Source organism: Nocardioides marmorisolisilvae, assembly GCF_003725775.1.
Classification (GTDB): domain Bacteria; phylum Actinomycetota; class Actinomycetes; order Propionibacteriales; family Nocardioidaceae; genus Marmoricola; species Marmoricola marmorisolisilvae.
On sequence record NZ_RJSG01000002.1, the window covers coordinates 1,060,703 to 1,086,637 of the forward strand.

29 protein-coding genes are annotated in these 25,935 nt (G+C 69.6%); 27 read left to right on the forward strand and 2 right to left on the reverse strand.

Going from position 1 to position 25,935, the window contains the following annotated elements:
- Positions 1–4 precede the first annotated feature (4 nt).
- Entirely contained in the window at positions 5–1,720 is a 1,716-nt protein-coding gene (locus EFL95_RS09115; RefSeq protein WP_123233679.1) for a sigma-70 family RNA polymerase sigma factor, read from the reverse strand.
- Between the two features lie 232 nt (positions 1,721–1,952).
- On the opposite strand from EFL95_RS09115, the gene EFL95_RS09120 reads away from it, so the two are divergent.
- The 19 genes from EFL95_RS09120 (at position 1,953) to EFL95_RS09210 (ending at position 18,480) form a co-directional block, all read left to right on the forward strand.
- A complete protein-coding gene (locus EFL95_RS09120; protein ID WP_123233680.1) occupies positions 1,953–3,005 on the forward strand; it encodes an ABC transporter permease in 1,053 nt (350 codons plus the stop codon).
- Positions 3,002–4,033 carry an ATP-binding cassette domain-containing protein gene (locus tag EFL95_RS09125; protein WP_123233681.1) on the forward strand — a complete coding sequence of 344 codons (1,032 nt, stop codon included), beginning with the start codon at positions 3,002–3,004 and terminating at the stop codon, positions 4,031–4,033. The genes EFL95_RS09120 and EFL95_RS09125 overlap by 4 nt, the downstream gene beginning before the upstream one ends.
- Positions 4,034–4,045: 12 nt before the next feature.
- Positions 4,046–4,699, forward strand: a complete 654-nt coding sequence (gene pgsA / locus EFL95_RS09130) for a phosphatidylinositol phosphate synthase (RefSeq protein ID WP_123233682.1) — start codon at positions 4,046–4,048, stop codon at positions 4,697–4,699.
- 55 nt (positions 4,700–4,754) lie between these two features.
- Positions 4,755–5,672: a pyridoxal 5'-phosphate synthase lyase subunit PdxS gene (gene pdxS / locus EFL95_RS09135; protein WP_123233683.1), complete on the forward strand. Its 918-nt coding sequence runs from the start codon at positions 4,755–4,757 to the stop codon at positions 5,670–5,672.
- Positions 5,669–6,226, forward strand: a complete 558-nt coding sequence (locus tag EFL95_RS09140) for a DUF6891 domain-containing protein (RefSeq protein WP_123233684.1) — start codon at positions 5,669–5,671, stop codon at positions 6,224–6,226. The genes pdxS and EFL95_RS09140 overlap by 4 nt, the downstream gene beginning before the upstream one ends.
- A 94-nt stretch (positions 6,227–6,320) precedes the next feature.
- Positions 6,321–7,289 carry an AurF N-oxygenase family protein gene (locus EFL95_RS09145; protein WP_123233685.1) on the forward strand — a complete coding sequence of 323 codons (969 nt, stop codon included), beginning with the start codon at positions 6,321–6,323 and terminating at the stop codon, positions 7,287–7,289.
- Positions 7,290–7,316: 27 nt separating this feature from the next.
- Positions 7,317–8,969, forward strand: coding sequence for an FAD-dependent oxidoreductase (locus EFL95_RS09150; RefSeq protein WP_123233686.1), 1,653 nt, complete (start codon positions 7,317–7,319; stop codon positions 8,967–8,969).
- Positions 8,966–9,685, forward strand: a complete 720-nt coding sequence (locus EFL95_RS09155) for a TetR/AcrR family transcriptional regulator (protein ID WP_123233687.1) — start codon at positions 8,966–8,968, stop codon at positions 9,683–9,685. Before EFL95_RS09150 ends, EFL95_RS09155 begins: the two co-directional genes overlap by 4 nt.
- A gap of 92 nt (positions 9,686–9,777) precedes the next feature.
- Positions 9,778–10,452, forward strand: a complete 675-nt coding sequence (locus EFL95_RS09160; protein WP_123233688.1) for a hypothetical protein — start codon at positions 9,778–9,780, stop codon at positions 10,450–10,452.
- A 127-nt stretch (positions 10,453–10,579) separates the two neighbouring features.
- Positions 10,580–11,200, forward strand: a complete 621-nt coding sequence (locus EFL95_RS09165) for a hypothetical protein (RefSeq protein ID WP_123233689.1) — start codon at positions 10,580–10,582, stop codon at positions 11,198–11,200.
- Positions 11,201–11,207: 7 nt separating this feature from the next.
- Entirely contained in the window at positions 11,208–12,605 is a 1,398-nt protein-coding gene (locus tag EFL95_RS09170) for a LamG domain-containing protein (protein WP_123233690.1), read from the forward strand.
- Positions 12,602–13,414, forward strand: a complete 813-nt coding sequence (locus EFL95_RS09175; protein WP_123233691.1) for a S26 family signal peptidase — start codon at positions 12,602–12,604, stop codon at positions 13,412–13,414. Before EFL95_RS09170 ends, EFL95_RS09175 begins: the two co-directional genes overlap by 4 nt.
- Positions 13,415–13,609: 195 nt before the next feature.
- A complete protein-coding gene (locus EFL95_RS09180; RefSeq protein WP_123233692.1) occupies positions 13,610–14,179 on the forward strand; it encodes an alternate-type signal peptide domain-containing protein in 570 nt (189 codons plus the stop codon).
- A gap of 22 nt (positions 14,180–14,201) precedes the next feature.
- Positions 14,202–14,786, forward strand: coding sequence for a signal peptidase I (locus tag EFL95_RS09185; protein WP_123233693.1), 585 nt, complete (start codon positions 14,202–14,204; stop codon positions 14,784–14,786).
- A complete protein-coding gene (locus EFL95_RS09190) occupies positions 14,783–15,475 on the forward strand; it encodes an LPXTG cell wall anchor domain-containing protein (RefSeq protein WP_123233694.1) in 693 nt (230 codons plus the stop codon). The genes EFL95_RS09185 and EFL95_RS09190 overlap by 4 nt, the downstream gene beginning before the upstream one ends.
- On the forward strand, positions 15,462–16,055 hold the full coding sequence (locus EFL95_RS09195; protein WP_123233695.1) for a TasA family protein: 594 nt from the start codon (positions 15,462–15,464) through the stop codon (positions 16,053–16,055). Before EFL95_RS09190 ends, EFL95_RS09195 begins: the two co-directional genes overlap by 14 nt.
- A gap of 41 nt (positions 16,056–16,096) precedes the next feature.
- Complete coding sequence (locus tag EFL95_RS09200) at positions 16,097–17,056, forward strand: signal peptidase I (protein WP_183407110.1); 960 nt, start codon at positions 16,097–16,099, stop codon at positions 17,054–17,056.
- Positions 17,057–17,083: 27 nt separating this feature from the next.
- Positions 17,084–17,716, forward strand: coding sequence for a pyridoxal 5'-phosphate synthase glutaminase subunit PdxT (pdxT, locus tag EFL95_RS09205; RefSeq protein ID WP_123233697.1), 633 nt, complete (start codon positions 17,084–17,086; stop codon positions 17,714–17,716).
- Entirely contained in the window at positions 17,716–18,480 is a 765-nt protein-coding gene (locus EFL95_RS09210; RefSeq protein WP_123233698.1) for a YebC/PmpR family DNA-binding transcriptional regulator, read from the forward strand. The genes pdxT and EFL95_RS09210 overlap by 1 nt, the downstream gene beginning before the upstream one ends.
- A gap of 11 nt (positions 18,481–18,491) precedes the next feature.
- Here EFL95_RS09210 and EFL95_RS09215 read toward each other — a convergent pair whose 3' ends face one another.
- The gene (locus EFL95_RS09215) at positions 18,492–18,974 is read right to left on the reverse strand and encodes a cupin domain-containing protein (RefSeq protein ID WP_123233699.1); all 483 of its coding nucleotides are present in this window, start codon (positions 18,972–18,974) and stop codon (positions 18,492–18,494) included.
- Positions 18,975–19,102: 128 nt separating this feature from the next.
- On the opposite strand from EFL95_RS09215, the gene ruvC reads away from it, so the two are divergent.
- The 8 genes from ruvC to EFL95_RS09250 all read left to right on the forward strand — a co-directional run bounded on the left by ruvC (position 19,103) and on the right by EFL95_RS09250 (position 25,927).
- Complete coding sequence (ruvC, locus tag EFL95_RS09220; RefSeq protein ID WP_221176428.1) at positions 19,103–19,621, forward strand: crossover junction endodeoxyribonuclease RuvC; 519 nt, start codon at positions 19,103–19,105, stop codon at positions 19,619–19,621.
- Positions 19,618–20,229, forward strand: coding sequence for a Holliday junction branch migration protein RuvA (gene ruvA / locus EFL95_RS09225; RefSeq protein ID WP_123233701.1), 612 nt, complete (start codon positions 19,618–19,620; stop codon positions 20,227–20,229). Before ruvC ends, ruvA begins: the two co-directional genes overlap by 4 nt.
- A 71-nt stretch (positions 20,230–20,300) precedes the next feature.
- Positions 20,301–21,344: a Holliday junction branch migration DNA helicase RuvB gene (gene ruvB, locus EFL95_RS09230; protein ID WP_342773208.1), complete on the forward strand. Its 1,044-nt coding sequence runs from the start codon at positions 20,301–20,303 to the stop codon at positions 21,342–21,344.
- Positions 21,345–21,449: 105 nt separating this feature from the next.
- On the forward strand, positions 21,450–21,926 hold the full coding sequence (locus EFL95_RS19220; protein WP_148045024.1) for a hypothetical protein: 477 nt from the start codon (positions 21,450–21,452) through the stop codon (positions 21,924–21,926).
- A 161-nt stretch (positions 21,927–22,087) separates the two neighbouring features.
- On the forward strand, positions 22,088–22,399 hold the full coding sequence (yajC, locus tag EFL95_RS09235; RefSeq protein ID WP_183407111.1) for a preprotein translocase subunit YajC: 312 nt from the start codon (positions 22,088–22,090) through the stop codon (positions 22,397–22,399).
- Between the two features lie 14 nt (positions 22,400–22,413).
- On the forward strand, positions 22,414–24,153 hold the full coding sequence (secD, locus tag EFL95_RS09240) for a protein translocase subunit SecD (RefSeq protein WP_123233703.1): 1,740 nt from the start codon (positions 22,414–22,416) through the stop codon (positions 24,151–24,153).
- Positions 24,153–25,385, forward strand: coding sequence for a protein translocase subunit SecF (secF, locus tag EFL95_RS09245; RefSeq protein WP_123233704.1), 1,233 nt, complete (start codon positions 24,153–24,155; stop codon positions 25,383–25,385). The genes secD and secF overlap by 1 nt, the downstream gene beginning before the upstream one ends.
- Entirely contained in the window at positions 25,382–25,927 is a 546-nt protein-coding gene (locus EFL95_RS09250; protein ID WP_123233705.1) for an adenine phosphoribosyltransferase, read from the forward strand. The genes secF and EFL95_RS09250 overlap by 4 nt, the downstream gene beginning before the upstream one ends.
- The last annotated feature ends 8 nt before the right edge of the window (positions 25,928–25,935 follow it).

The following is a 25,935-nucleotide window of genomic DNA, read 5'->3' on the forward strand; positions in this document are numbered from 1 at the left end:
ACGGCTACTGGGGGCACGGCCCGCCGGCGGTGAATGTCCTCGGGGCGCTGGTGGTGGTGTTGCCGCGCCCGTCGGTCGCGACCGCGCGCACCGTGACGGTTCCGATCGCGGTGACCGGTCCGAGGCTGCCGTGCCAGGTGGTCGGCGACGAGGTCAGCTGGGTCGATCCCGAGACGGCACCGCTCCAGATCAGCTTGACCGATGTGACACCGGCCGAGACGTCCGACGCCTTCACGGTCACCGCGTAGAAGCGGTTGGAGCCGTTGCAGCTGTCCGCACCGATCCTCGGGGCCGAGACGCTCGGCGGGATTTCGTTGTCGCCGGTCAGCTTCACGTACGCCGCCAGGCTGCCGGAGGTCACCGAGATGGTCTCGTCGATCGGCCCCTCGACCAGCTGACCGCGCTTGACGACGATGCTGACCTTCGCGCTCGCGCCCGGGTCGAGGATCTTCGAGGCGGGCGAGACGGTGACCGCAGCGGTCCCGGTCGAGGCCAGGAACGAGAGCGCGGTTCCGCCGGTGTTCGTCACGGTGAAGGACGCGCTCGAACGGGTTCTCCCGAGATCGATCCTCGCCGTGGAGAGCTTGAGTGCTCCCGCAGCCGCGGTCGCCGTCGCGGCCGTCGCGCTCGGAGGCACGAGGGTAGGCGGCACCAGCGACGGTGTCGGGATCGAGGACAACGTCGGAGTGGGGAGCGTCGGGGTCGGCACCGACGGAGTTCCGCCGCCGAGAGGCTGTCCGGCGATCAGGTCGTCGGACTTCGTCGCGTCGTCGTTCGAGGGCCAGAAGTAGACGGCGCCGCCGATCAGCAGGACGGCCGCGATCCCCGCGGCCGCGAGGCGACCCCGGCGCCGGGGCGCGACGGTCGGCACTGCCTCTCCACCGGCCTGAGCCCCGGCGCCGCCGGAACCGGGTTCGACGTACGCGACCAGCTGGGTGTCGTCGAGGACGCGGCGACGCAGTGCGGCCGGTGCTGCGAACAGCGGGATGCCGGCCAGCAGCGCCCACGGGCTGAGCATCCGCTTGCGACGCTCGCCGCAGATCTCGCAGTTCTCGATGTGCCGGGCCACCCGCTTGCGGATCAGCGGCGAGAACGAGCCGTCCCAGCTGCCCAGCATCTTGTCCAGCTCGGCGCAGTCCTCGCGACCCAGCCGGGCGACCAGCAACGCGCCCAGGGACTTGTCGACCTGACCCTTGAGCCGGTTGAGCATCACGTAGGCGTTCGACGCGCTGACGCCCATCGCCTCGCCGAGCTCGGAACCCTCCAGCCCCTGGCGCAGGTGCAGGTCGAGCAGCGCCCGGTCGCGGTCCGCCAGGCCGGCGGCCGCGTCCCAGACCAGCTTCTGCAGCGCCGCCTGCTCGGCGGCCTCGTCCGGAGTCATCGCGCTATCCGCGATCTCGGCGAGCTGGTCGTCGTCGCCGTAGCTGACCCGCTTGCGCTGCTTGAGCCGGCGCAGGCACTCGCTGCGCACGATCGCGTACAGCCAGGGGCGCAGCCGGTCGGGTTCGCGCAGCTGCGGCAGCTTCTCCGCGAAGGTCACGAACGAGTCGGCCACCGCGTCCGCAGCGTCCTCGCGCTGGCGCAGCATCGAGTAGGCGAAGTCGTAGAGCCGCGGACCGTAGCGGTCGTAGACGACCGCGAAGGCTTCCCGGTCGGCCTGCAGGACGAGCCCGACCAGCTCGGCATCGCTGGCTTCGGGCAGCCCGAGAGGAGCGGTCACGCTCGGATCCTACGGGCACCAACAGGCCCGCACCGGTGTGCTCCGACATTCCTCGCTCCTTCCTCGGTCAGGGGTAGGAGCACCGAGGGAGCGGATCCTTACCACTTCTCGGAATCGAATTTCAGACCTTGTGCAGGTGCCCTACCTCACGCCTGAATGGTTCCCGCGGTGACTGTGCAGCGGATTTCGGTGCTGCCACAGTCGAGGCGTCCGATTCTTCGAGGAGGTTGCGGTGCTCGCCATCACGCTGGCCGACCTGCGCTACCGGTCACGGCAGTTCCTGATCGCCGTGGTCGGGGCCGGCGTCGTGTTCGCGCTGGCCGTGCTGATGTCCGGGATGGCGAACGGCTTCCACGCCGAGATCACGAAGACCGTCAACAGCACCCACGCCGACCGCTGGGTCGTGCCGACGAGCTCCTCCGGACCGTTCACCTCGGTGCGGGCGATCCCCGAGAACCGGGTCGGCGCGGTCCGGTCCGCCAAGGGCGTGAAGTCCGCGGCCGGGATGGTGATCTCCCTGCAGACCGTCGACCGGGGGAGCAAGGGCCTGATCCGGGTGATGATGCTCGGGGCGCAGCCGGGCCCGACCACGTTCGTGCCCTCCCGAGGCTCCGCCGTGGTCAAGCCGGGGGACGCGGTCGCGGACGAGCGCCTCGGTCTGGACATCGGCCAGCACTTCACGCTCGGCACCCAGCGGTTCACCGTGGTGGGGCTGACCTCGGGCCACACCATGCTCGGCGGGACGCCGGACGTCTTCGTGGGGCTGCGGGCCGCGCAGCAGGTGCTGTTCGGGGGGCAGCGCCTCGTCACCGCGGTCTCGGTCCAGGGGACGCCGACGAGTCTGCCGAAGGGCCTGAAGGAGATGAGCATCGCGTCGGTGGAGAAGGACAGCCTCGGCCCGATGGCCGACTCGGTGTCCTCGGTGGAGAACACCCGCTACCTGATGTGGGCGGTGGCGGTGATCATCGTGGCCGCGCTGATCTACGTCTCGACCCTGCAACGCACCCGCGACTTCGCGGTCCTCAAGGCGGTCGGAGCCAGCGGCCGCGACCTGTTCGTCAGCGTCGCGGTCCAGGCGGTGCTGGTCACCCTCGGCGCGGCCGCGCTGGCGGCGAGCACGGCTTGGTTGTTCCGGCCGCTCTACCTGGTGCCGCTGGTGGTGCCGGCCTCGGCGTACTGGTCGCTGCCGGTGATCGCGGTCGTGGTCGGCCTGATCTCCTCGCTGATCGCGATGAGACGGGCCGTCACTGTGGACCCGGCGCTCGCGTTCGGAGCCGGCGCATGAGCGGGCTCGAGATCCGTGACCTGACCGTGGAGTACAACTCCGGCGGGATCCTGGTGCGCCCGCTGGTGAACAAGTCGATGGACGCCGGCGACGGGCAGCTGGTCGTGCTGCTGGGTCCGAGCGGCTGCGGCAAGACCACCCTGCTCTCCTGCATCGCCGGTCTGCTGACGCCCACCTCGGGCAGCATCAGGGTCGGGGGCAAGGAGGTCGTCGGGCTGGCGGGAGCAGCCCTGGCGCGCTACCGGCAGGAGCAGGTGGGGATCGTCTTTCAGGCGTTCAACCTGCTGCCCAGCCTGACGGCCCACGGGAACGTGGTGGCGCCGATGGCGCTCGCCCGGGTCCCGCGGGCCGAGGCCTCGCGCCGGGCCGACGAGCTGCTGGCGCGGGTCGGGCTCGCCGAGCGCAAGGACCACCGGCCCTCGGCCATGTCCGGGGGACAGCAGCAGCGGGTCGCGATCGCCCGGGCGCTGGTGCACGACCCGCCGATCGTGCTCGCCGACGAGCCGACCGCGCACCTGGACCACGTCCAGGTCGAGGGCGTGCTCCAGCTCATGCGCGAGCTCGCCTCACCCGGGCGCACGCTCCTGGTGGCCACCCACGACGATCGCGTCACCGACATCGCGGACGCGGTGATCGAGCTGGTGCCGCCGGCGCAGAGCGCGCACTCCGCGGTCGACCGCGAACCCGAGCACGTGCAGCTGGACGCTGCCGAGGTGCTCTTCCGCCAGGGCGACCCCGGCGATCTGGTCTACCTCGTCAGGTCCGGGCGGATCGAGATCTTCCGCGAGCTCGCCGACGGCCGCGAGGACCGGGTCACCGTCGTCGGTCCCGGGCAGTACTTCGGCGAGCTCGGCCCGCTGCTGCGGCTGCCACGCAGTGCCTCGGCACGAGCGCTCGGCCCGACGGAGGTGGTCGGCTACACCGTACGCCGCTTCCGCTACGAGCACCCGGACCTGGCCAACAACCTGGGCGGCTGGGCCCGCAGCGCCCGGCACGCGGTGGCAACCGGGGAGGACCTGGTCCGTTAGCCTCTTCCCACCATGCTCGAGAGATTCCGCCAGTTCTGGACCAACGTCTGGGCGCCCCTGGCCAACCTGTTCCTCACGTGGGGGATCAGCCCCAACACGGTCACCTTCGTCGGCACGATCGGCGTCGTCGCGGGGGCGGTGATCTTCTTCCCGCAGGGGGCGCTGCTCACCGGCGTCCTGGTGATCACGGCGTTCGTGTTCAGCGACATCATGGACGGCTACATGGCCCGCGCCTCGGGCAAGGTCTCGACGTTCGGCGCGTTCTGGGACTCGACCCTGGACCGGATCGGCGACGCCGCCATCTTCGGTGGTCTCGCGATGTACTACGTCGGTCCCGGTCACAACAACTGGTACGCCGGCCTGGCGATCTACTGCCTCTCGATGGGCTCGGTGACCTCGTATGCCCGGGCCCGTGCGGAGTCGCTGAACATGACCGCGAAGGTCGGCATCGCGGAGCGCGCCGACCGGCTGGTGTTCACCCTGGTGACCACCGGGATCGCGGATCTGATCCACCTGCTCACCGGCAACGAGGACTGGCTGATCGCGATCCCGATCATCCTGGGCCTGATGGCACTGGCGAACACGATCACGGTCATCCAGCGCGTCCAGACGGTCCACCAGCAGGCGCTCGCGATCGACGCGGCCCGCGAGGCCGCGGAGAACTGATCCACGCCCCTCACCCAGGTGAAAAGGGCTGGCGGTCCGGGCCTAAACTGGCCTCATGGCAGCAGACCACATCACTCCAGACACTGACCTGACCGGCACCGGGACCTCGCGCGTGAAGCGCGGGATGGCCGAGATGCTGAAGGGCGGCGTGATCATGGACGTGGTCACGCCGGAGCAGGCGAAGATCGCCGAGGACGCCGGAGCCGTCGCGGTGATGGCCCTCGAGCGGGTTCCCGCGGACATCCGTGCGCAGGGTGGCGTGTCCCGGATGAGCGACCCGGACATGATCGACGGCATCATCGAGGCGGTCTCGATCCCGGTGATGGCCAAGGCGCGGATCGGTCACTTCGCCGAGGCGCAGGTGCTGCAGTCCCTGGGCGTGGACTACATCGACGAGTCCGAGGTGCTGACTCCGGCCGACTACGCCAACCACATCGACAAGTGGGCCTTCACCGTTCCCTTCGTGTGCGGTGCGACGAACCTGGGTGAGGCGCTGCGGCGGATCACCGAGGGTGCGGCGATGATCCGCTCCAAGGGCGAGGCCGGCACCGGTGACGTCTCGAACGCGGTCACTCACATGCGCACGATCCGCGGGGAGATCCGCCGGCTCGGTGCGCTGCACGACGACGAGCTGTACGTCGCGGCCAAGGAGCTGCAGGCGCCGTACGAGCTGGTCAAGGAGGTCGCCGAGAAGGGCAAGCTCCCGGTGGTGCTGTTCACCGCCGGTGGCATCGCGACCCCGGCGGATGCGGCGATGATGATGCAGCTGGGCGCCGAGGGTGTCTTCGTGGGCTCGGGAATCTTCAAGTCCGGCAACCCCGCCGAGCGGGCCGAGGCGATCGTCAAGGCCACCACCTTCCACGACGACCCCGACGTGGTCGCCAAGGTCTCCCGCGGTCTGGGTGAGGCCATGGTCGGCATCAACGTCGAGGACATCCCGCAGCCGCACCGCCTGGCCGAACGCGGCTGGTGAAGCCCCGCCCCGAGGACACCCAGGCCTGGGTGGCCAGCGCGCTGCGCTCGGGTCTGGAGGACCCGGACGCGCTCCGGGACCAGGTCGTCGACGTGATCCGCGCCGACCACCCCGGGCTCGATGCCGTCTCGACGGCCGACGCCTGGCTCGCGCACGCCCGCGAAGCCTGGGTCACCGAGTCCGCGGCCTGGCCGACGACGACCGACCACGACCGGTTGACCGAGGCGTTCGGCAGCCTCGAGGCCGCGGGCATCGTCGTGCTCGCGGGTTGTGCCGACCACTGGTCGGCGCGCGACGAGCTCGCCGGACGCGAGCCGACGCCGCGCGGGATCGCCTGGTTCACGCCGCAGGACGTCTGGCACGCCGTCGACGAGGGCATGCTCGAGGTGAACCTGTGGCACGGCAGCACCGCGAACGCCGCGCCGGGGGACCCGTTGCTGGACGACGCCCTGGCGGCGTTCGCCGCGGCGGGCCTGGAAGGGCACTTCGACGAGGGTCGGATCGAGGTCTCGGCGTACTGGCAGCGCCATCCGGACGGTCTCGGACCCGCGTGACCTGAGCCACAACCCCCGCGGGGAATCGATACATGTGACACGAAGTCACGTGTATCTCTTTACTTGTGACACCGCGTCTCACTAACCTCGCAGCATGACAGCGATCCAGACGTACGAAGAGAAGCTGCTCACCCTCTCCGAGGGCTCGGTGCACCAGCACTTCGATCCGTGGACGGACATCGACTGGGACAACCCGGACTACGCGATCGACGCCGACGACCCGCGCTGGGTGCTGCCGAAGGCAGACGCGCTGGGCCGCAGCGACTGGTACCAGTCGCTCCCGCTGGAGCGCCAGATCGAGATCGGTCTGTGGCGCCAGGCCAACGTCGCCAAGGTCGGGCTGCAGTTCGAGAACATCCTCATCCGCGGCCTCATGGAGTACGTCATGGGCCTGCCGAACGGCTCGGCGGAGTACCGCTACGTGACGCACGAGGCGACCGAGGAGACCCACCACACCCAGATGTTCCAGGAGTTCGTGAACCGCTCGGGCGTCGACGTCCCCGGCGGTCCGCGCTACTTCCGCGTGCTGGCCCCGTTCCTGCCACTGGCCGCCCGGCCGCTCTCGATCGTGTTCTTCATGGGCGTGCTCGCCGGCGAGGAGCCGATCGACCACCTGCAGAAGGCGATCCTGCGCGAGGGCGACCGGATGCACCCGCTGCTGCAGCGGATCATGCAGATCCACATCGCCGAGGAGGCTCGGCACATCTCGTTCGCGCACGAGTACCTCAAGCGGAACGTGCCCAAGGTCGGCAAGATCCGCAAGGGCGTGCTCTCGGTGGTGTTCCCGGTGATCATGCGGCTGCTCGGCGACGCGATCATGGTGCCGAGCAAGGACATGACCCGGCAGGTGGGCGTCCCGAAGAAGGTCCTCAAGGAGATCTTCTGGGACAGCCCCGAGGCCCAGGACATGCTCAGCGACGTCTTCTACGACGTCCGCGCGCTGGCCGAGGAGCTCGACCTGATGAACCCGGTCTCGCGCCGGGTCTGGAAGGCGCTGCACATCGACGGTCCCGGTGCGCGCTTCCGCAGCGAGCCGGTGAACGCCGGCGCCAAGGCCGCCTGACCGCGGTCCCTCGAGGAGGAACGTGCCATGCCGTACGTCGTCACCCAGTCCTGTTGCAGCGACGCGTCCTGCGTCATCGCCTGCCCGGTCAACTGCATCCACCCGGCCCCGGGTGAGCCCGGCTTCGCCGAGGCCGAGATGCTGTACGTCGACCCGAAGGCGTGCGTCGACTGCGGCGCCTGTGCGACCGCGTGCCCGGTCGACGCGCTCAAGCCGCACACCAAGCTGAGCGCCGACGAGCTGCCGTTCATCGAGCTCAACCGGCTCTACTACGCCGAGAACCCGCACGCCGACCGGACGCCGCTGGCGGTGATCCCGAAGCGCCGGGCGCTGCCGACCGACGCCATCCGGGTCGCGGTCGTCGGCTCCGGTCCGGCCGGCCTGTACGCCGCCGACGAGCTGCTCAAGCACCCGGGTGTGACCGTCGACGTCTTCGACCGCCTGCCCACGCCGTACGGACTGGCCCGCGCGGGGGTCGCGCCCGACCACCAGCACACCAAGCAGGTCACCAAGCTGTTCGCGGCGATCGAGGGGCAGCCCGGGTTCCGCTACCGGCTCGGTGTCGAGGTCGGCGCCGACATCAGCGACACCGAGCTCGCCGAGCGCTACCACGGCGTCATCTACGCCGTCGGCGCCTCGTCCGACAAGGCGCTGGGCATCGAGGGGGAGGACCTGCTCGGCAGCGTGCCCGCGACCTCGGTCGTCGGTTGGTACAACGGCCACCCGGACCACGAGGACGCCTTCGTCGACCTCGGTGGCGAGCGGGTCGTGATCGTCGGCAACGGCAACGTCGCCCTCGACGTCGCCCGGGTGCTCACCGCCGACCCGGCCAGGCTCGCGACCACCGACATCGCGGACCTGCCGCTGGCGACCCTGCGGGGCAGCCGGCTCTCCGAGGTCGTGGTCATCGGCCGCCGCGGACCGGCCGAGGCTGCCTTCACGCTTCCCGAGCTCGTGGGTCTGGCTGGCCTGACCGACGTCGACGTGGTGGTCGACGACGCGGGCGTCGGGTTCGACCTCGCCACCGCCAAGGGCCGGATGCTCGCCGAGATCGCTGCGCGCCCGAGCACGCCGGGTCGGCGCCGGATCGTGCTCCGCTTCTGCGTCGCGCCGGTGCGCATCCTGGGCACCGAGTCGGTCACCGGCGTGGAGCTCGAGCGCACCCGGCTGGAGGTCGTCGACGGACGCACCGTCGCGATCGGGACCGGCGAGACCGAGATCCTCGAGGCGCAGATGGTGCTCCGCTCGGTCGGGTACCACGGCGAGCCGGTGGCCGGACTGCCGTTCGACGACGCGACCGGCACGGTGCCGAACACCGAGGGCCGCGTCGAGCCGGGCCTGTACGTCGCCGGCTGGATCAAGCGCGGACCGACCGGCTTCATCGGCACCAACAAGTCCTGCTCGGAAGAGACCGTCGCGGCACTGTTCGACGACCTGTCCGCCGGACTGCTCACCGAGCCGGACGCCGACGCCGAGGAGCTCGAGCGCTGGCTGGCCGAGCGGGTGCCTGCCCACATCGGTCTGGCCGGCTGGCAGGCACTGGACGCCGAGGAGCGCCGCCGCGGTGCCGAGCAGGGGCGACCGCGGGTGAAGCTGCTCGACGTGGAGGAGATGCGAACGGTCGCCACCGCGGGCCTTCCGCGAGCGCGGGGCCGAAGGTCATTACCCTTCACCCTGTGACCGAGAAGCCCACCTCCGCGCCCGACGGGCGTGACGAGCGCTGGGCTGCGCACCGCGAGGAGCGTCGGGAGATGATCCTCGACGCAGCGATCGCGGTCATCGAGCAGACGCCCGAGGGCGAAGAGATCCACGTCCGCCAGATCGCCCAGCAGGCCGGGCTCGGCCGGGCGGTGCTCTACCGGCACTTCGCCGACAAGGCTGATCTGGACCGCGCCGTGCAGCGCCGGATCCTGGAGATGCTGGTCGACACCCTCACCCCCGAGTTCGAGCTGAGTGGCTCGATCGAGCAGATCATCACGCGGATCGTGCACGCCTACGTGGCCTGGGCGGACGCCCACCCCGCGCTGCACCGGATCGGCGCCGCCGAATCGCAGGACGGTGAGCGTCTCTCCGACGTGATGCAGACGACCAAGCAGATCGGTGACCTGATCGCGGCGCTGGTCACCTCGGGTGCCAGCCTGCTCGAGGTCGAGCTGACCGCGGAGGACCAGCTGATCCTCGACCCGCTCGTCTTCGGCATCGTCGGCCAGGCCGTCGGCACCGTCCGGTTCTGGCTGGCCCGCGACGTGCGCGAGCCCTCGGTGGAGGTGCTCGCCTCGCACCTGTCCCGCTCGGTCTGGTTCCAGATCGACGGCCACGCCCGCGACCGCGGTGTGGAGCTGGATCCCAGCACGCCGATCGAGGACCTGATCCTCGCGGCGCTGCGCGGGGAGTGAATTTCCTGATCGTTTCCGGTCAGGTGCTCTGGTCCTGGTGCCGATAGGGGTGCTGACGGGGTCCCGAAGCCGACTCCGGAAGGAGCACGGCAATGAACCAGGACACACCCACGAAAACCAAGAAGTCTCGGCGTACCGCTGCGCTCTGGGGGAGCGGCGCGATCGCTGCGACGGTGCTCGTCCTCGGCGTCAACGGGACCCTGTCCTCGTGGACCTCGGCGCTGATCACCAACAGCAACGACACCGCGGGCGCCACCGCCAGCTACCTGGCCCTCGTCGAGACCGACAACACCAACACGTGTGACACCACGACCGCGCCGAACAACACCATCGCGGCGTGCTCGAGCATCAACAAGTACGGCGGCAACACCACCATGTCGCCGGGTGACAGCTCGGTCGTCTCGGTCACCTTCACCAACCCGGGTACCGCGGTCGGCAACACCTTCGCGTACACACCCGGCACCTGCACCCCGACCAACGGCACCGGTGGCATCGACCTCTGCTCGCAGGGCGACCTGACGGTGGCGGTGGCCTGCTCGACCGGCACCAGCTACAACGCCGGCAACGACATCGCCGCCCTCGGTCAGAGTGCCGCGGCGCCGGGCTCCCTGGTCGCCAAGACGTGGACCTCCGCCCCGGCCCTGGACGCCGCCTCGGCGACCGCGATCACCTGCCGGTTCACGACCACGCTCGACGCGGCATCGCCGCCGGTCGACGCCGGTTCGCAGGTCTCGCAGCCGATCGCCTGGCAGCTGGACGCGGTCTGATCCGATGACCGCACGACGCGCCACCCGACGCCCACCTCGCACCGCGAGGTGGGCGTCGGCCCGCGCGTCCGAAGGACGGCCCGGGCGTCGGGCAGCCCGACGCGGCCCCCGCCCCGCGCGATGGGCGTTGGGGAGCAGCGCCATCGCCGCGACGATCCTCGTGCTCGGCGTCAACGGCACGCTGTCGTCGTGGACGAGCGCGGTGATCAGCAACGACACCAACACCGTCGCGACCGCCTCCGCGGTGATCCTGCGCGAAGTCGGGCCGAGCGCCACCTGCCTGTCGAGCAGCGGAACCTCGAACAGCTACACCTGCAGCACGGTGAACAAGTACGGCGGGACCAGCAGCCCGCTGGCTCCGGGCGGCAGCCAGGTGACCGACGTGGTCTTCAGCAACGTCGGATCGGCCGCCGCCTCGACGTTCGTGCTGACCACGGGTTCCTGCACGCAGTCACCGACGGCCGGGTCCGGCACGCCTCCGGCCGCGAACGTCTGCACCTCAGGTGACCTGACGGTGGCGATCTCGTGCTCGAACGGGGCCACCTACTCCGCCGGCTCGGCCTGGGCCGACCTGGTCTACGCGGCCGGCGCGCCCGGCAGCATCGGGGCCACCCTGACGCACACCGCCACCCTGGCCGCGGGCTCGTCCTTCACCTGCCGGTTCACGGTCGCGCTCTCGGCGTCCGCCTCAGTGCTGGCCCAGGGGATCACCGCGAGCCAGGCGCTGACCTGGACGCTCAACGTCTGAGCCGGCGATGACGCCGCTCCTCACGCCAGCCCGGGTCTCGGTGCTCCTCGCCGGAGCCGCCGTCCTGCTCGTGCTGACCGGAACGTCGGCCTCGTTGAGCGGCTGGACCGCGGCGGCCGTCAGCAACGGCACCAACAACGCCGCTGACGCCAGCCTCGCCTTCACGCACAGCTACCCGACCGGCAGCTGCTCGCTGACCGCTCGGACGTCCGGGACCGTCTCGTGCTCGGGGTCCCCGGCCCCTGCCGCGGCGTCCTCGGGGTCCACCCAGACGGCCGTCGACTCGATCACCAACGACGGCACCCTCACCGCTGCGCAGCTGGTCTCGGACTTCCGGGCGACGTCCTGCGCCCCGGTCCAGCTCGCGAACAGCAAGACCGCCGCCGACCCGATGCTGCCGCGCTACAGCACGTCGTTCGCCGGGTCGGACCCGTGGGCGGGTGCCGGCGCGATCGGCCTGTCGGGCGGTGCCTACGCGGCCGACGTGCAGGCCACGAACACCGGCACGCTTCTGGGAAGCAGCTACGCCCTCGGTGTCTGGTTCAAGGTCGCGAACGGGTACGCCTCGGGCGGACCGCTGCTGAGCCTCGACGTAGCGGCGGACAACGGCACATCGGCGGCCGGGACGCCGATGATCTACATGGACACCGCCGGCAAGATCCGGTTCCGGGTCACCGGCACGCTGGGTACCTCCAGCAGCGGGGTCTCCGCCGCGGCGTACAACGACGGCTCCTGGCACTTCGCGCTCCTCAGCGTGGCGGCGACCCTGGTCTCGACCCCGACCCTGTACGTCGACAACGCCGCCGGCGTGAGCGGTCTCGGTCTGGCGGCGCTGACCGGTGGCAACGCGTACTGGCACCTCGGCTGGGCCGACTTCACCGGCGTCGGCAGCCCGCCGGCGAGCACGCTCACCGGATCGCTTGCCGGAGCCTTCGTCACCGCTGCCACGGTCAGCTCGGCGACCCGTACGTCGCTGTTCGGCACCGCGTCGAGCAGCGCGTACGCGACCGCGGTGCTGGCCCTGTCGGGGATCACGCACTTCTGGCCGCTGACCGATGCGGGCACGTCGACGTACGGGGGCTCCCTGCCGGTGATCGGGGCGACCTCGCCCTGCACGATGCTCGACATCGGCTGGGCGACGACCTCGCCCGCGGGGACGGTCGTCGCAGCCGGCACCAAGGTCTCGACCTTCGCGGACGGCACCTGGCACACGATCGGTGCGCCCGCACCGGCGGCGACCCAGACCTCGACGATCTCGCTGAGCCGGGACGCGACCTGGAACTCCTACATCGCCGGGCTGCGTCTCTACCTGCCGATCGGGCACCGGGTGCAGGCCTCGCCCGGCGGCGGGAACTGGGCCGCGACGCTGACCTGGGCCGGCTCGGGGGCGGTGGTGCTCGGATGACCCGGCGGATCGCGGCCTGGGCCGGGGTGGCGTTCCTGGTGGCCTTCATCGTCGTGCTCGCCGGGTGGCGTGCTGAGGGCGGCCGCTGGGTCCGCGTCGAGACGCCCTCGATGGGCACCCGCGCGCCGGTCGGGACGCTGTTGTGGGTCAAGCCGGTCACCTTCTCGTCGCTGAAGCCCGGCGACCTGATCACCTTCACACCGCCGGGCGGGCACGGCGTCACCTACAGCCACGAGGTGAAGAAGGTCTTCCCGGACGGGACGTTGGCCACCCAGGGCCGGATCACCGCGCAGGACCCGTGGCGGCTCGGTCCGCAGAACGTGGTCGGCAAGACCGTGATGCGCTGGCCGGGGGCGGGCTGGCTGGTCCTGGCGGCCCCGGTGCTGGTGCTCGGCTCGTTGGTCGTGGCCGGGGTCGCCGGTCGGGTCCGCGAGCGGGAGGCCCGGATGCCGGTCCTGCTGGTCGGAGGTGCGCTGGTGATCGTGACGGCCCTGGTCGTCTACCGACCGCTGACCCAGGCCGACCGGTTGTCCTTCGTGCCGGTCGGTTCCGGCGCCAAGGCGACCTACGTGTCCACCGGGATGCTGCCGGTGAAGCTTTCTGCGAAGGGATCCGAGCCGGTCGTGCTCGCGGACGGCGAGGTCGGGTCGATCGTGGCCAAGCACGCCACCGGGGTCGAGGCGGGTAAGCAGTTCACGGTCTCGGTGCAACCCGCCATCCCGATGGGGTGGTGGATCGCCCTGGTCGCGGCGTGCTTCGTGCCCGGGGTGGCCTCCACGTTGCGGCGCCGGACGAACCTGCCTTCCTAGCCCACTTTCGGAACGGACGGGGTCCGTTGACGAAAGTGTCCGAAAGGTCGCATCGCCGGACTGGACAGATTATCGCCAATCGGTCAGATCACCTAGGCATAACGGGCTATAAACGGGCGCAAGGTGCTAACTCCTCGAAGGGGACGTCGTTGGCTCGGTACGTCAACAAACCTCGACCTCCCTGGAGGAAACACCATGAAGAAGTCCACCAAGGGCGCCCTGGCCGCCGCGGCTGCAGGAACCCTTCTGCTCGGAGGCGCCGGCTCGCTCGCGTACTGGACCGACAGCTCCACCGTCTCGGGCACCAGCATCACCAGCGGGTACCTGGACCTGAGCACGCCGGACTGCAGCAGCGCCGGCCTGCACGACTGGCAGATCGACGGCGGCACCGCCTACGACCCGGCCACGATGCGTCTGGTTCCCGGCGACACCCTCACCAAGAAGTGCAACATCACGGTCAACAAGGCCGGCACCCACTTCACCAGCGCCGACTTCACCGTCGCGCAGGGTGCCACCAGCGGGTCCTCGCAGCTGTTCGGCGACGAGCTCACCCTGACCGCGGCGTACAGCAAGGGCGCCGTCTCGCTGGGTTCGGGCTCCGGCACGACCACCAACGTGGCGGTTCAGAACGGCGACACCGTGACGGTCGACCTGACCATCACCTGGCCGTACGGCGTCGAGGACAACAGCTCGAACGCTCCGACCGCCGGTCTGGCTGCTGCGCTGGACGCCATCACCATCACCGCCAAGCAGAACCACAACTGATCGAAGTCCGGGGAGTTCGTCGATGAGCCTGCGCACCGTGCGCACCGTGACCGGCAAGGCAGTCGCCTTGCTGGTCACGGGGCTCGTCGTCGTGGTCCTCGCGCTCGCCGTGGTCGTCCCGAAGCTGATGGGTGCCACGTCGTACACGATCCTGACCGGTTCGATGCGACCCAAGATGCCGCCGGGCACCCTGGTCGTCGTCAAGCCGGTCGAGCCCGACCAGGTCCGCGTCGGTGACGTGCTGACCTACCAGATCGAGTCGGGGAAGAAGGCCGTCGCGACCCACCGCGTGGAGCGCGTCGAGGTCACCTTCTCCGGCACCTACTCGTTCATCATGAAGGGCGATGCGAACCAGGTGGCAGATCCCTCCCCGGTCCGGCCGGAGCAGGTGCGTGGCAAGCGCGTCTACGCCGTGCCGTACCTGGCCTATCCCTCGCTGCTCGTCGACGGCGACGTCCGCGAGCTCGTGGTGATGGGTTCGGTGGTGCTGCTTCTCGGCTACGCCCTGTTCTCCTTCGCCGGAGCGGCCCGGGACCACCGGGCAACCCGGCGCCGCCGGACCGAACCCGGGACGGCGGCACGCGAGCTCGAGGAGGTCGGGTCATGACCTGGCGCGCCCGTCTCGGCCTGATGATCGCTGCAGCCACCGCTTTGATCGGCCTGGGAGTCCCTCCTGCTTCCGCGGCCGGCGAGCTGGGGCTGAGCCCGGACGGCGTCACCTGGGGGGACGCCCTGCCGGGACCCCTGTTCGACCCGGCCTTGCGCTGGGTGCCGGGCGACTCCGAGGTCCGCACGTTCTACGTCCGCAACCAGAGCAGCGACGACGGCGTCCTGGACGTCACGCTGCTCACCGGACCGGTCGAGTCGCTGATCGACACCGGTGACCTCTCCATCTCCGCCAAGGTCGGCAACGGCGACTACACCTCGGCGGCCACCGCCGGGGACCACCAGCTCGTGAAGCAGGTCGTCGTTGCCGCCGGAGCGGTGCGCAAGCTCTCGGTAAAGGTCGACTTCGACCCGGCCTCGACGAACAGCTCGCAACAGCTGCGGCTCGACTTCCGGTTCAAGGTCAGCCTCAGTCAGGACACCACCGCCGTCCAGCCGCCGTCCAACGGCGGAGGCGGAAACAACAACGGGAACGGTGGGCACGGCGACCTGCCGGGCACCGGCACCGTCGTCACCCCGACCATGCTCCTTCTCGGTGCGCTGCTGGTCGCAGCGGGCACCGGACTCATCGGCTACAGCCGCCGACGCGTCACCCGTCTCGAGGAAAGGCCCTCCCATGCCCAAGCTTGATCTCGCCCGCCGTCTCCGGAGCACGCGTGCCCGGGCTGCACTCAGCCTCGGACTGGTCCTCGGCACGGCGGCGACCGGGACGTTCGCCTTCTGGAGCGACAGCGCGACGGTGACCGGTACGACGATCACCACCGGCAGCATCGACCTCCAGGTGAACAACCTGACGACGAACGACTCGGCGTACACCCAGCTGAACCTGACCGGGATGGTGCCGGGCAACACCGTCGCCGGCGTGATCACCGTCAAGAACGCCGGCAACTCGCCGTTCACCTACTACGTCGACGCCACCGCCTCGAACGCGGACACCAAGGGCCTGGGAGCCGCACTCGTGGTGAAGGTGACCGGCGCGAGCACGGTCACCGGCAGCGCACCGAGCCGCACCTGCGGTGGGGCGACGCTGGCGAACACCGGCACCGCCTTCGCGGCGAGCTTGGTCTCCTCGACCACGCCGCGCCAGCTGGCCGTGGGCGCCACCGAGACGCTCTGCATCCAGGCGACGCTGCCGACCGGCGCTTCGACCTCGCTGCAGAACGCGACCACCAACGTCGGCTTCACCTTCAACGCGAACCAGCTGCCGTGATCCGAGACCGGGCGTCGCAGACGCTGCACCGAGCGGGACAGGTGGCGCTGAGCGTCACCGCGGTCCTGGGTGCCGTCGCACTGCTGCTCACCGTCCTGGCGCTGGTCACCGGCGTGCGGCCGCTGATCTTCCGCTCCGGCTCGATGTCTCCGGGGATCCCGACCGGCTCTCTTGGCTTCGCGCGCGGCATCGACGCCCCCGACATCAAGGTCGGCGACGTGGTGACCGTCAAGACCGCGCGCGGTGACCGGGTCACCCACCGGGTCGTCGACGTGACCTACCACGACGACGTCTCCACGCTGCGTCTGAAGGGCGATGCCAACAACGCGCCCGACGACGCCCTGTACCGGGTCACCCACGCACAGCGGCTCTGGTTCTCGGTGCCGCGCGCCGGGTACGTCGTGAGCTGGCTGTCGAACGCTCCCGGCAGCTACCTGCTGGCGCTGTACGTCGCGGGAATGCTGCTGCTCGTCGCCCGGCGACGCCCTGAGCAGGGCGGCGACGGCCCCGCGCCGGTCGAGCCCGAGTCCGAGCCCGCTCCGCTGCTCGAGGAGGTCGGGGACGAGACTCCGCCGCGCCGGCCGGGTCGCGGCCCGGCCCGGATCGTGACGGCCGGCGCGCTGCTCGCCCTGGGTGTCGCGGTCGTCTCCGGGTGGGGCCAGTCGACCTGGGCGTTGTGGAGCGACCAGGCGACGGTCGGCACGTCGACGATCAGCTCGGGTACGTGGGGTCCGGTGATCACCGCATGTTCGCGCAACACCTCATCGGGAGAGATCACGGTGACGTGGACCGGTGTCACGGGAGCCACCAGCTACAACGTCAACATCAGCAACCCGAGCAGCACGCTGACGAACAAGACCTCGCCGTTCACGACCACCACCATCGGGAAGAACGGTGCCGGCGGCACGGTGTCGATCACTGCTGTCACGCCCGGAGGCAACCTGACGTCGGTTGCCTGGTTCTACGACGGCTCGGGCGCGAACCAGGCCTGTCACGCCTAGCGCTCTGCGCGCTTCTAGAATCGAGGGATGACCTCCCCGACCATCGGCGTGTTCGCCCTCCAGGGCGACGTCCGCGAGCACCTGCACGCGCTCGCCGGTCTTGGTGTCGAGGCGATCGGTGTGCGGCGGCCGTCTGAGCTCGAGCGTTGCGACGGCCTGATCATCCCGGGCGGCGAGAGCACGACGATGTTCAAGCTGGCTCGCACCTTCGAGCTCTTCGAGCCGATCCAGAAACGGATCGCCGGCGGAATGCCGACGTTCGGGACGTGCGCCGGGATGATCATGCTGGCCGACCGCATCGTCGACGGCACCTCCGACCAGGAGACCCTCGGAGGCTTGGACATCACGGTGCGGCGCAACGCGTTCGGCCGCCAGGTCGACTCCTTCGAGGGCAACCTCGACTTCACCGGACTCGACGACCCGGTGCACGCGGTCTTCATCCGTGCGCCCTGGGTGGAGCAGGTCGGCGCGGACGTCGAGGTGCTCGCACGAGTGGCGAGCGGCGACGCCGCAGGTAGGATCGTCGCGGTCCGTCAGGGACCGTTGCTGGCGACGTCCTTCCACCCCGAGGTGGGCAGCGACAGCCGCATCCACCGGGTCTTCGTCGAGATGGTGGTTTCGACAAGCTCAACCGCCGCAGGGCTAGGAAAGGGACGCTGATGTCTGGCCACTCCAAGTGGGCGACTACGAAGCACAAGAAGGCTGTCGTCGACGCCAAGCGCAGCAAGATGAACACCAAGCTCATCAAGAACATCGAGGTCGCGGCCCGGATGGGTGGCGGTGACCCGGCGGGCAACCCGACCCTCTTCGACGCGATCCAGAAGGCGAAGAAGTCCTCGGTCACCAAGGACAACATCGAGCGCGCGGTCAAGCGGGGGTCCGGTGCCGAGGCGGGTGGCGCCGACTACACCACGATCATGTACGAGGGCTACGGCCCGAACGGCGTCGCGATCCTCATCGAGTGCCTGACCGACAACAAGAACCGTGCCGCGATGGAGGTCCGGACCGCGACCACGCGCAACGGCGGCTCGCTGGCCGACCCGGGTTCGGTGTCGTACCTGTTCCACCGCAAGGGCGTCGTCGTGCTGCCGAAGGCTCAGGAGGGCAAGGACGTCAGCGAGGACGACGTGCTCGAGGCGACGCTGGACGCGGGTGCCGAGGACGTCAACGACCTCGGCGACTCGTTCGAGGTCGTCAGCGAGGCCACCGACCTGGTGGCCGTGCGCTCGGCGCTGCAGGAGGCCGGGCTCGACTACGACTCCGCCGAGGCCTCGTTCGTGCCGTCGATGCAGGTCGAGCTGGACGCCGAGGGCGCCACAAAGATCTTCAAGCTGATCGACGCGCTCGAGGACCTGGACGACGTCCAGAACGTCTTCGCGAACTTTGACGTATCCGACGACGTGATGGCCTCCATCGAGGCCTGAGCGTTACCGGCCTAGAGCCAGTAGTTGTCGTGCCGCAGGAAGAAGGCGGCCTTCTCCTCCTCGGTCATGGTCGCGGTGCCGCCGGCGAACAGCGTCTCGAAGTACTCCTCGCGCGGCGCACCGGGGGTGAAGAGCAGCAGCATCGAGGCCGGCTCGCCCGACTCGTTCTTGAACCCGTGGATGCCGCCCGGCGGGACGTGCACGAAGTCGCCCGGCGCCTGCGGCTTCCACCCGTCGCCGTCGTGGATGAGCACCGTCCCGGACAGGATGTAGAAGGACTCGGAGACGGTCTTGTGGAAGTGCGGGTCCGGGCCGCTCACGTGCGGGCCGAAGTTCCACCGGTACAGCCCGAAGGCGCCGTCGGTGGCGGCGTGGGTCGCCAGGTAGTCGACCGTGTTGCCCGGAGGCGTTCCGAGGTCCGGGGGATCGGAGGACACGCGTCCGAACGCGCTTCGCTCGCCGGGTCCGTCGTACTGGGGTGCCGGGTAGGACATCTCGCCATCGTGCCACCGTCACGATCGGGTTCGGTGTGTCGGCGTCGCGCGGCAGGCCGGGTCTGGTTAAGTTCTATCCGAACAGGTGTTCGTACGACGGCAACCAGGAGTGGACCACCATGCGTGTGCTGGGGATCGACCCGGGACTGACCCGCTGCGGCGTCGGCGTGGTCGAGGGCGGCATCGGGCGGGCGCTGACCCTGGTCGAGGTGGGAGTGGTCAAGACGACCCCCGAGCTCCCGATCGAGGACCGGCTGCTGCTGATCTCGCGCGGCATCGACACCTGGATCGACGCCACCGCACCGGATGCGATCGCGGTCGAGCGGGTGTTCTCGCAGGCGAACGTGAAGACCGTGATGGGCACCGCTCAGGTCAGCGGTCTCGCGCTCGTGGCCGCGGCGGCGCGCGGTATCCCCGTCACCATGCACACGCCCAGTGAGGTGAAGGCCGCGGTGACCGGCAGCGGTCGCGCGGACAAGGCTCAGGTCGGAGCGATGGTCGCGCGCCTGCTCCGGCTGGACGCGGTGCCGAAGCCGGCGGACGCCGCCGACGCGCTCGCGCTGGCGATCTGCCACATCTGGCGCGGCCCAGCCACGAACCGGATCCAGGCGGCGGTGGCTGCCCAGGCAGCAGGAGGCGCGCGGTGATCGCGTTCGTCAGCGGACGGGTCGCCGCGATCGGGCTGACCTCGGCAGTGCTCGAGGTCGGTGGGGTCGGTCTGGAGCTCCAGTGCACCCCGAACACTCTGGCTGCACTCTCGACCGGGGGAGCCGCGACGCTGCCGACGAGCATGGTGGTCCGCGAGGACTCGCTCACCCTCTTCGGCTTCGCCGACGAGGACGAGAAGCAGATGTTCGAGCTCGTGCAGACAGCCAGCGGCGTCGGACCCAAGCTGGCCCAGGCGATGCTTGCGGTGATGAGCCCCGAGTCGATCCGTCGTGCGGTGAGCACCGACGACGTCAAGACGCTGACCGCTGTCCCCGGCATCGGGCTGAAGGGTGCTCAGCGGATCATTCTCGAGCTGCGGGATCGGATCGGTGCGCCGGGGTCGACGGTCACCAGCACCGCCGCGACCACGGTGACGGGGTCCGGGTGGCAGACCCAGGTGCACGGTGGCCTCGTCGGGCTCGGTTGGTCCGGCAAGGAGGCCGACAAGGCCGTCGCCGCCGTCACTCCCGAGGCTGACCAGATGGAAACCCCGGACGTCGCGCGCCTCTTGCGGCTCGCGCTCCAGACTCTGAGCAGGGCGCTGTGACCGAGAAGCCCGAGTCCTCGATCCAGGCGGCCCTGGAAGAAGCAGAGCTGGAGCTTCTGAGGCAGCGCAGCCTGGAGCAGCGCTCCGCGCTCACCGGCGGCGAGGCCGACGCCGACGAGCGTGCTGTCGAAGCCGCACTGCGCCCCCGATCGCTGGACGAGGTCATCGGCCAGGAACGGGTGCGCGAGCAGCTGTCGCTGGTGCTCCAGGCTGCCCGGTCCCGGGGCCGCGCGGCCGACCACGTGCTGCTCTCCGGTCCGCCCGGCCTGGGCAAAACCACGCTGGCGATGATCATCGCCGCTGAGCTGTCGGCTCCGCTGCGGCTCACGAGCGGGCCCGCGATCACCCACGCCGGCGATCTCGCCGCGATCCTGTCCGGTCTCAACGAGGGCGACGTGCTGTTCGTCGACGAGATCCACCGGATGTCGCGTCCCGCCGAGGAGATGCTCTACCTGGCGATGGAGGACTTCCGTGTCGACGTGGTCATCGGCAAGGGGCCGGGAGCGACCGCGATCCCGCTGGAGATCCCGCCGTTCACGCTCGTCGGCGCCACCACCCGTGCCGGCCTGCTGCCGGGCCCTCTGCGCGACCGTTTCGGCTTCACCGGGCACCTGGAGTTCTACGGTGCCGACGAGCTCGACGAGATCGTCCGGCGTTCGGCGGGACTGCTCGAGGTCGAGACCCTGCCGGACGGCACCGCGGAGATCGCTTCGCGCTCGCGCGGCACCCCGCGGATCGCGAACAGGCTGCTGCGGCGGGTGCGCGACTACGCCCAGGTCCGCGCCGACGGCGTGGTGACCCGGGACATCGCCCGGCGCGCGCTCGACCTGTTCGAGGTCGACGAGTCCGGCCTGGACCGCTTGGACCGTGCCGTCCTGGACGCCCTGTGCAGCCGGTTCGGCGGGGGACCGGTCGGCCTGAGCACCCTCGCGGTCGCCGTCGGCGAGGAGCGCGAGACGGTCGAAGAGGTCGCCGAGCCGTTCCTGGTGCGCAACGGGATGCTCGCGCGCACGCCCCGCGGGCGAGTCGCCACCGCCGCCGCGTGGGCTCACCTCGGTCTCGACGTACCGGCACCGGCGCAGAGCGATCGTCAACCGGGCCTGTTCGACGGTTGATTAGACCGCTTCTCCTTATCGCAGCACCGATGGTATTTCGGTGTTACGTTCCGGAAGTCATAACGAGTTTTGACTCTCGGAACCAAAAAGCAAATAGGAGTCTCGGTGCTAAAGAACCTTCTTCGCTCGATGGCGGTAGTCATCGGTGTCGTCCTCTGTGTGGCCTTTACCGGTCCCGCTTCACAAGCTGCGACAACTACTACGGTCACGTTGGCCACGACCCTTGGCGGGACGCCGAAAGGCCAAGCCAAGGCAACCATCAAGATCACATGGACGAGTGCCACGACCGTCACTCTCACCGGAACAATCACCGATGTCTGCCCCGCGGACGGTGCCGGCGCCTACTTGGTACTTGACGGTGTAACCAGCGCCTCGATGAACAACGCTATCGGTCCGATTACCTTTGTTAAGGACACAGACGGTTGCGGGAATGGGTCTGTCTCCTTCACGAACTACAAGGTTCCGAACTACGGGTACAAGATCAGGTCTGTCTGGTTGACGCTGCAGGAGCGCGACGCCAACGTGGCCTGCGACAACAGCGGCTGCGAGGTCGGGACCACCCGTTCGAACCCGTACAGCTGACATCAGGGCTGTCTAAGAACGCGGGTCTTCATCCAGGTCCCCGAGGTCGAAGCCTCGGGGACCTGGTCCTTCATGCCGCGTAAGGTGGTTACACTTCCCGGCGGTGCCAATGCCTGCTGATGGGCGCACCAGACCCCCCGAACCCGATCCGAGAGTCCACCGTGTCCCCAGAGCTGGCGCAGTTCCTGGTGTTCCTGGTTGCCCTGGTGGGCCTCGGGTACCTGGTCACGCGGCCGGCGCGCCGGCAGCAGCGGCAGATGTCGGAACTTCAGGCGGACATCGAGATCGGCGACGAGGTGATCCTCTCCGCAGGTATCTTCGGCACCGTCCGTTCCGTCGATGACGACCGGGTCGGGCTCGAGATCGCCGAGGGCACCGTGATCACGGTGGCCCGGCAGGTCGTCGTACGACGTGTGCCCGACCAGGTGGACGAGACCGAAGCACCACCCGCAGAGCACGAATCCGAAGACTGAGGAGACGCTGGACCGTGGCCAAGAAGACGTCCCGACCGGGACGCACCCTGATCACCTTCTTCCTGGTGGTCGGCGTGCTCTACGGTCTCGCCGCCCTCGGTGGCACGTTCAAGCCGAAGCTCGGCCTGGACCTGGAGGGTGGCACCCGGATCACCTTGCAGGCCGTCGGTAACGGCGTGACCAAGACCAAGATGGACCAGGCGCGCAGCATCATCGACCAGCGCGCCAACGGCACCGGTGTCACAGAGGCCAACGTGACCGTCCAGGGCAGCCGCAACATCGTGGTCGAGATCCCGGGCAAGAACAGCGGCAGCCTGGTCGACTCGGTCAAGCGCACCGCCCAACTGCGGTTCCGCCTGGTGGCGCAGTGCGGGGGCCAGTCGTGCGCCGGCGACGGTAGCCCGGTGGCGCCGACGCCGAGCGCGACGGCGACACCCACGGCGACGCCCACGGGCAAGTCCACGGCGAAGTCGACGCCCACCGCGACCCCGACCACGAGCGCCACCTCGACGCCCAAGCCGCGTCCGGCTCCCAAGCTGGCCGACGCGACCCCGACGGCGACTCCGACCGGGACCTCGACGGCCAAGCCGACGGCAACCCCGACGCCGACGACGCCCGCCGGCGTGGACAAGGGCGCCTCGATCAACGACCCGATCAAGTGGGCCGCGGACCCGGGAACCGAGTGGCTGACGAAGTTCGCGGCCTTCAAGTGCCCGAAGAACGGCGACACCACCCCGGTCGCCGACAACCCGGACCAGCCGCTGATCACCTGTGACCCGACGAACAAGGTCAAGTACCTGCTCTCGAAGGCGGTGATCGAGGGCACCTCGCTCAAGAGCGCCTCGGCCGGCATCCCGCAGAACCAGGCCGTCTGGGCGGTCAACCTGGCGCTCAAGGGCAAGGCGGTCGGCGTCTTCGCCAACATCAGTCGCACGCTGATCAACAACGGTGGCCAGTTCGCGATCGTGCTGGACGGCAAGGTTCTCTCGAACCCCGGGTTCAACGGGGTCATCACCGACGGGTCCGCGCAGATCACCGGAAGCTTCAACGAGAAGACGGCGTCCTCGCTGGCGAACTCGCTGAAGTACGGCGCACTGCCGATCCGTTTCGACTCGCATCCGCAGGTGGAGATCATCGGTCCGTCCCTCGCCGGTGACCAGCTCTCCGCGGGCATCCTCGCCGGCATCATCGGTCTGGCGATCGTGATGATCTACTGCCTGCTCTACTACCGCGGCCTCGGCCTCGTGGTGATCTCCTCGCTGATCGTCGCGGCGGGCGTGACGTACGCGCTGGTGCTGCTGCTCGCGAAGGCGGCCGGCTTCACCCTGACGCTGCCCGGTATCGCCGGTCTGATCGTGGCGGTCGGTATCACCGCGGACTCGTTCATCGTCTACTTCGAGCGCATCCGTGACGAGATGCGTGCGGGCAAGTCGATGAGGGTCGCCGTCGAGTCCGGCTGGGTCCGCGCCCGGAACACCTGCCTGGCCGCGGACGCGGTCTCGCTGATCGCGGCGGTGGTGCTCTACATCTTCGCCATCGGCGTCGTGCGCGGCTTCGCGTTCGCCCTCGGTCTCTCGACCCTGATCGACCTCGCGGTGTTCTTCTGGTTCACCAAGCCGTCGGTGACACTGCTCGCCCGGCGTCCGTTCTTCAACTCCGGACACCGGTTCTCCGGCCTGTCCGCCGAGACCCTCGGTATCGACGGAGACCACCCTGCCGCGGTGCAGGCCGGTCTCGTGGGAGGTAAGGCCTGATGGGCAAGTTCAGCAGGCTCGGAAACGCCCTCTACGAGGGCGACACCTCGATCAACTTCGTCGGGCGCAAGTACCTCTGGTACGCGATCTCCGGCGTGATCCTGGTGCTGTCGGTCAGCGGTCTGTTCGTCAAGGGCCTCAACCTCGGCATCGAGTTCCAGGGCGGCGCGGAGTTCACCGTGTCGCTGCCGCAGTCGCAGGTGACCCAGACCAACGCCGACAAGGTCCGCGATGCCGTCGCAGGAACCGGTATCAAGGAAGCGTCGTCGCCGATCGTCACCACGGCGCGCAAGTCCGGTATCCGGGTGCAGGTCGAGGAGGTCTCGCCGGATCAGGCCGACCAGATCACCAACGCGATCGCGACCAAGATGAACGTCGACGCGAACTCCAAGATCTCCAAGACCGAGGTCGGCGCCAGCTGGGGCCAGCAGGTGCGCGACCGGATGATCAAGGGTCTCGTCGTCTTCCTCATCCTGGTCGTGCTCTTCATCTGGGGCTACTTCCGCGAGTGGAAGATGTCAGTGGCCGCACTCGTAGCGCTGATGCACGACATCCTCATCACCGTCGGCGTCTACGCGCTCTCCGGCTTCGAGGTGACACCGGCGACCGTGACCGGTCTGCTCACCATCCTCGGATTCTCGCTCTACGACACCGTCGTCGTCTTCGACAAGGTGCGTGAGAACACCAAGGACCTGCGCAGCAGCCGGAAGACCTACGCAGAGCTCGCCAACCTGGCCGTGAACCAGACTCTGGTCCGCTCGATCAACACCTCGATCGTGGCGCTGCTGCCCGTCGGCGCGCTGCTCTACGTCGGCATCTTCTCCCTCGGCTCGGGTGCCCTGAAGGACCTGGCGCTGGCGCTGTTCGTCGGCATGGCCGTCGGTGCCTACTCCTCGATCTTCATCGCGACGCCGCTCGTGGTGCAGCTGAAGACCGCGGAGAAGGAGATCAGCGAGCAGGACCGACGCGCCAAGGCGCGGCTCAAGCGCGACGCTGACCGGTACGCCGACGTCCCGTCATTCGTCGAGGGCATGCCGGTCGCCGACCCGGTCGCGGGCGAGGAGCCCAGCGCCCCGGTCGAGGAGCGCCCGACCACCCCGCGTCCGGTCAGCCGCCCGCCCGCGAGCGGCTCGGGTCGGGTCGTTCCTGAGGCCAAGGCGCCGGTCCGCGACTCGGCGTCGGCCCACCGCCCGCAGCCGACGAAGCAGCCCCGATCGAAGCGCGGCAAGTGACCTCGTCCGACATCGATCGGTACTTCGACGCGCTGATCCGCGACATCCCGGACTTCCCGAAGCCGGGGGTGCTGTTCAAGGACATCACCCCGCTGCTCGCTGACCACGACGCGTTCACCGCGACCGTGCAGGCGCTGGCCGCGGCCGGCCGGGACGAGTCCGGGGCGACGGTCGTCGACAAGGTCATCGGCATGGAGGCGCGCGGGTTCATCCTGGCCGCCCCGGTCGCTCTGGCCCTGGGCGTCGGGTTCGTGCCGGTGCGCAAGGCCGGCAAGCTGCCGTCGGCGACGTACGCGGTCAGCTACGAGCTCGAGTACGCCCAGGCCACCCTGGAGATGCACACCGATGCCCTCGAAGCGGGGGACCGGGTACTGCTCGTCGACGACGTCCTCGCCACCGGCGGCACCGCGGCCGCGACGCAGAAGCTCGTCGGGTACGCCGGTGCGACGGTCCAAGCCCTCGCCGTCCTGATGGAGCTGTCGTTCCTGCACGGCCGGGAGGTGCTGGGCCAGACCCCGCTGCTCGCACTTCGCACGTTGTGACTCTCCGC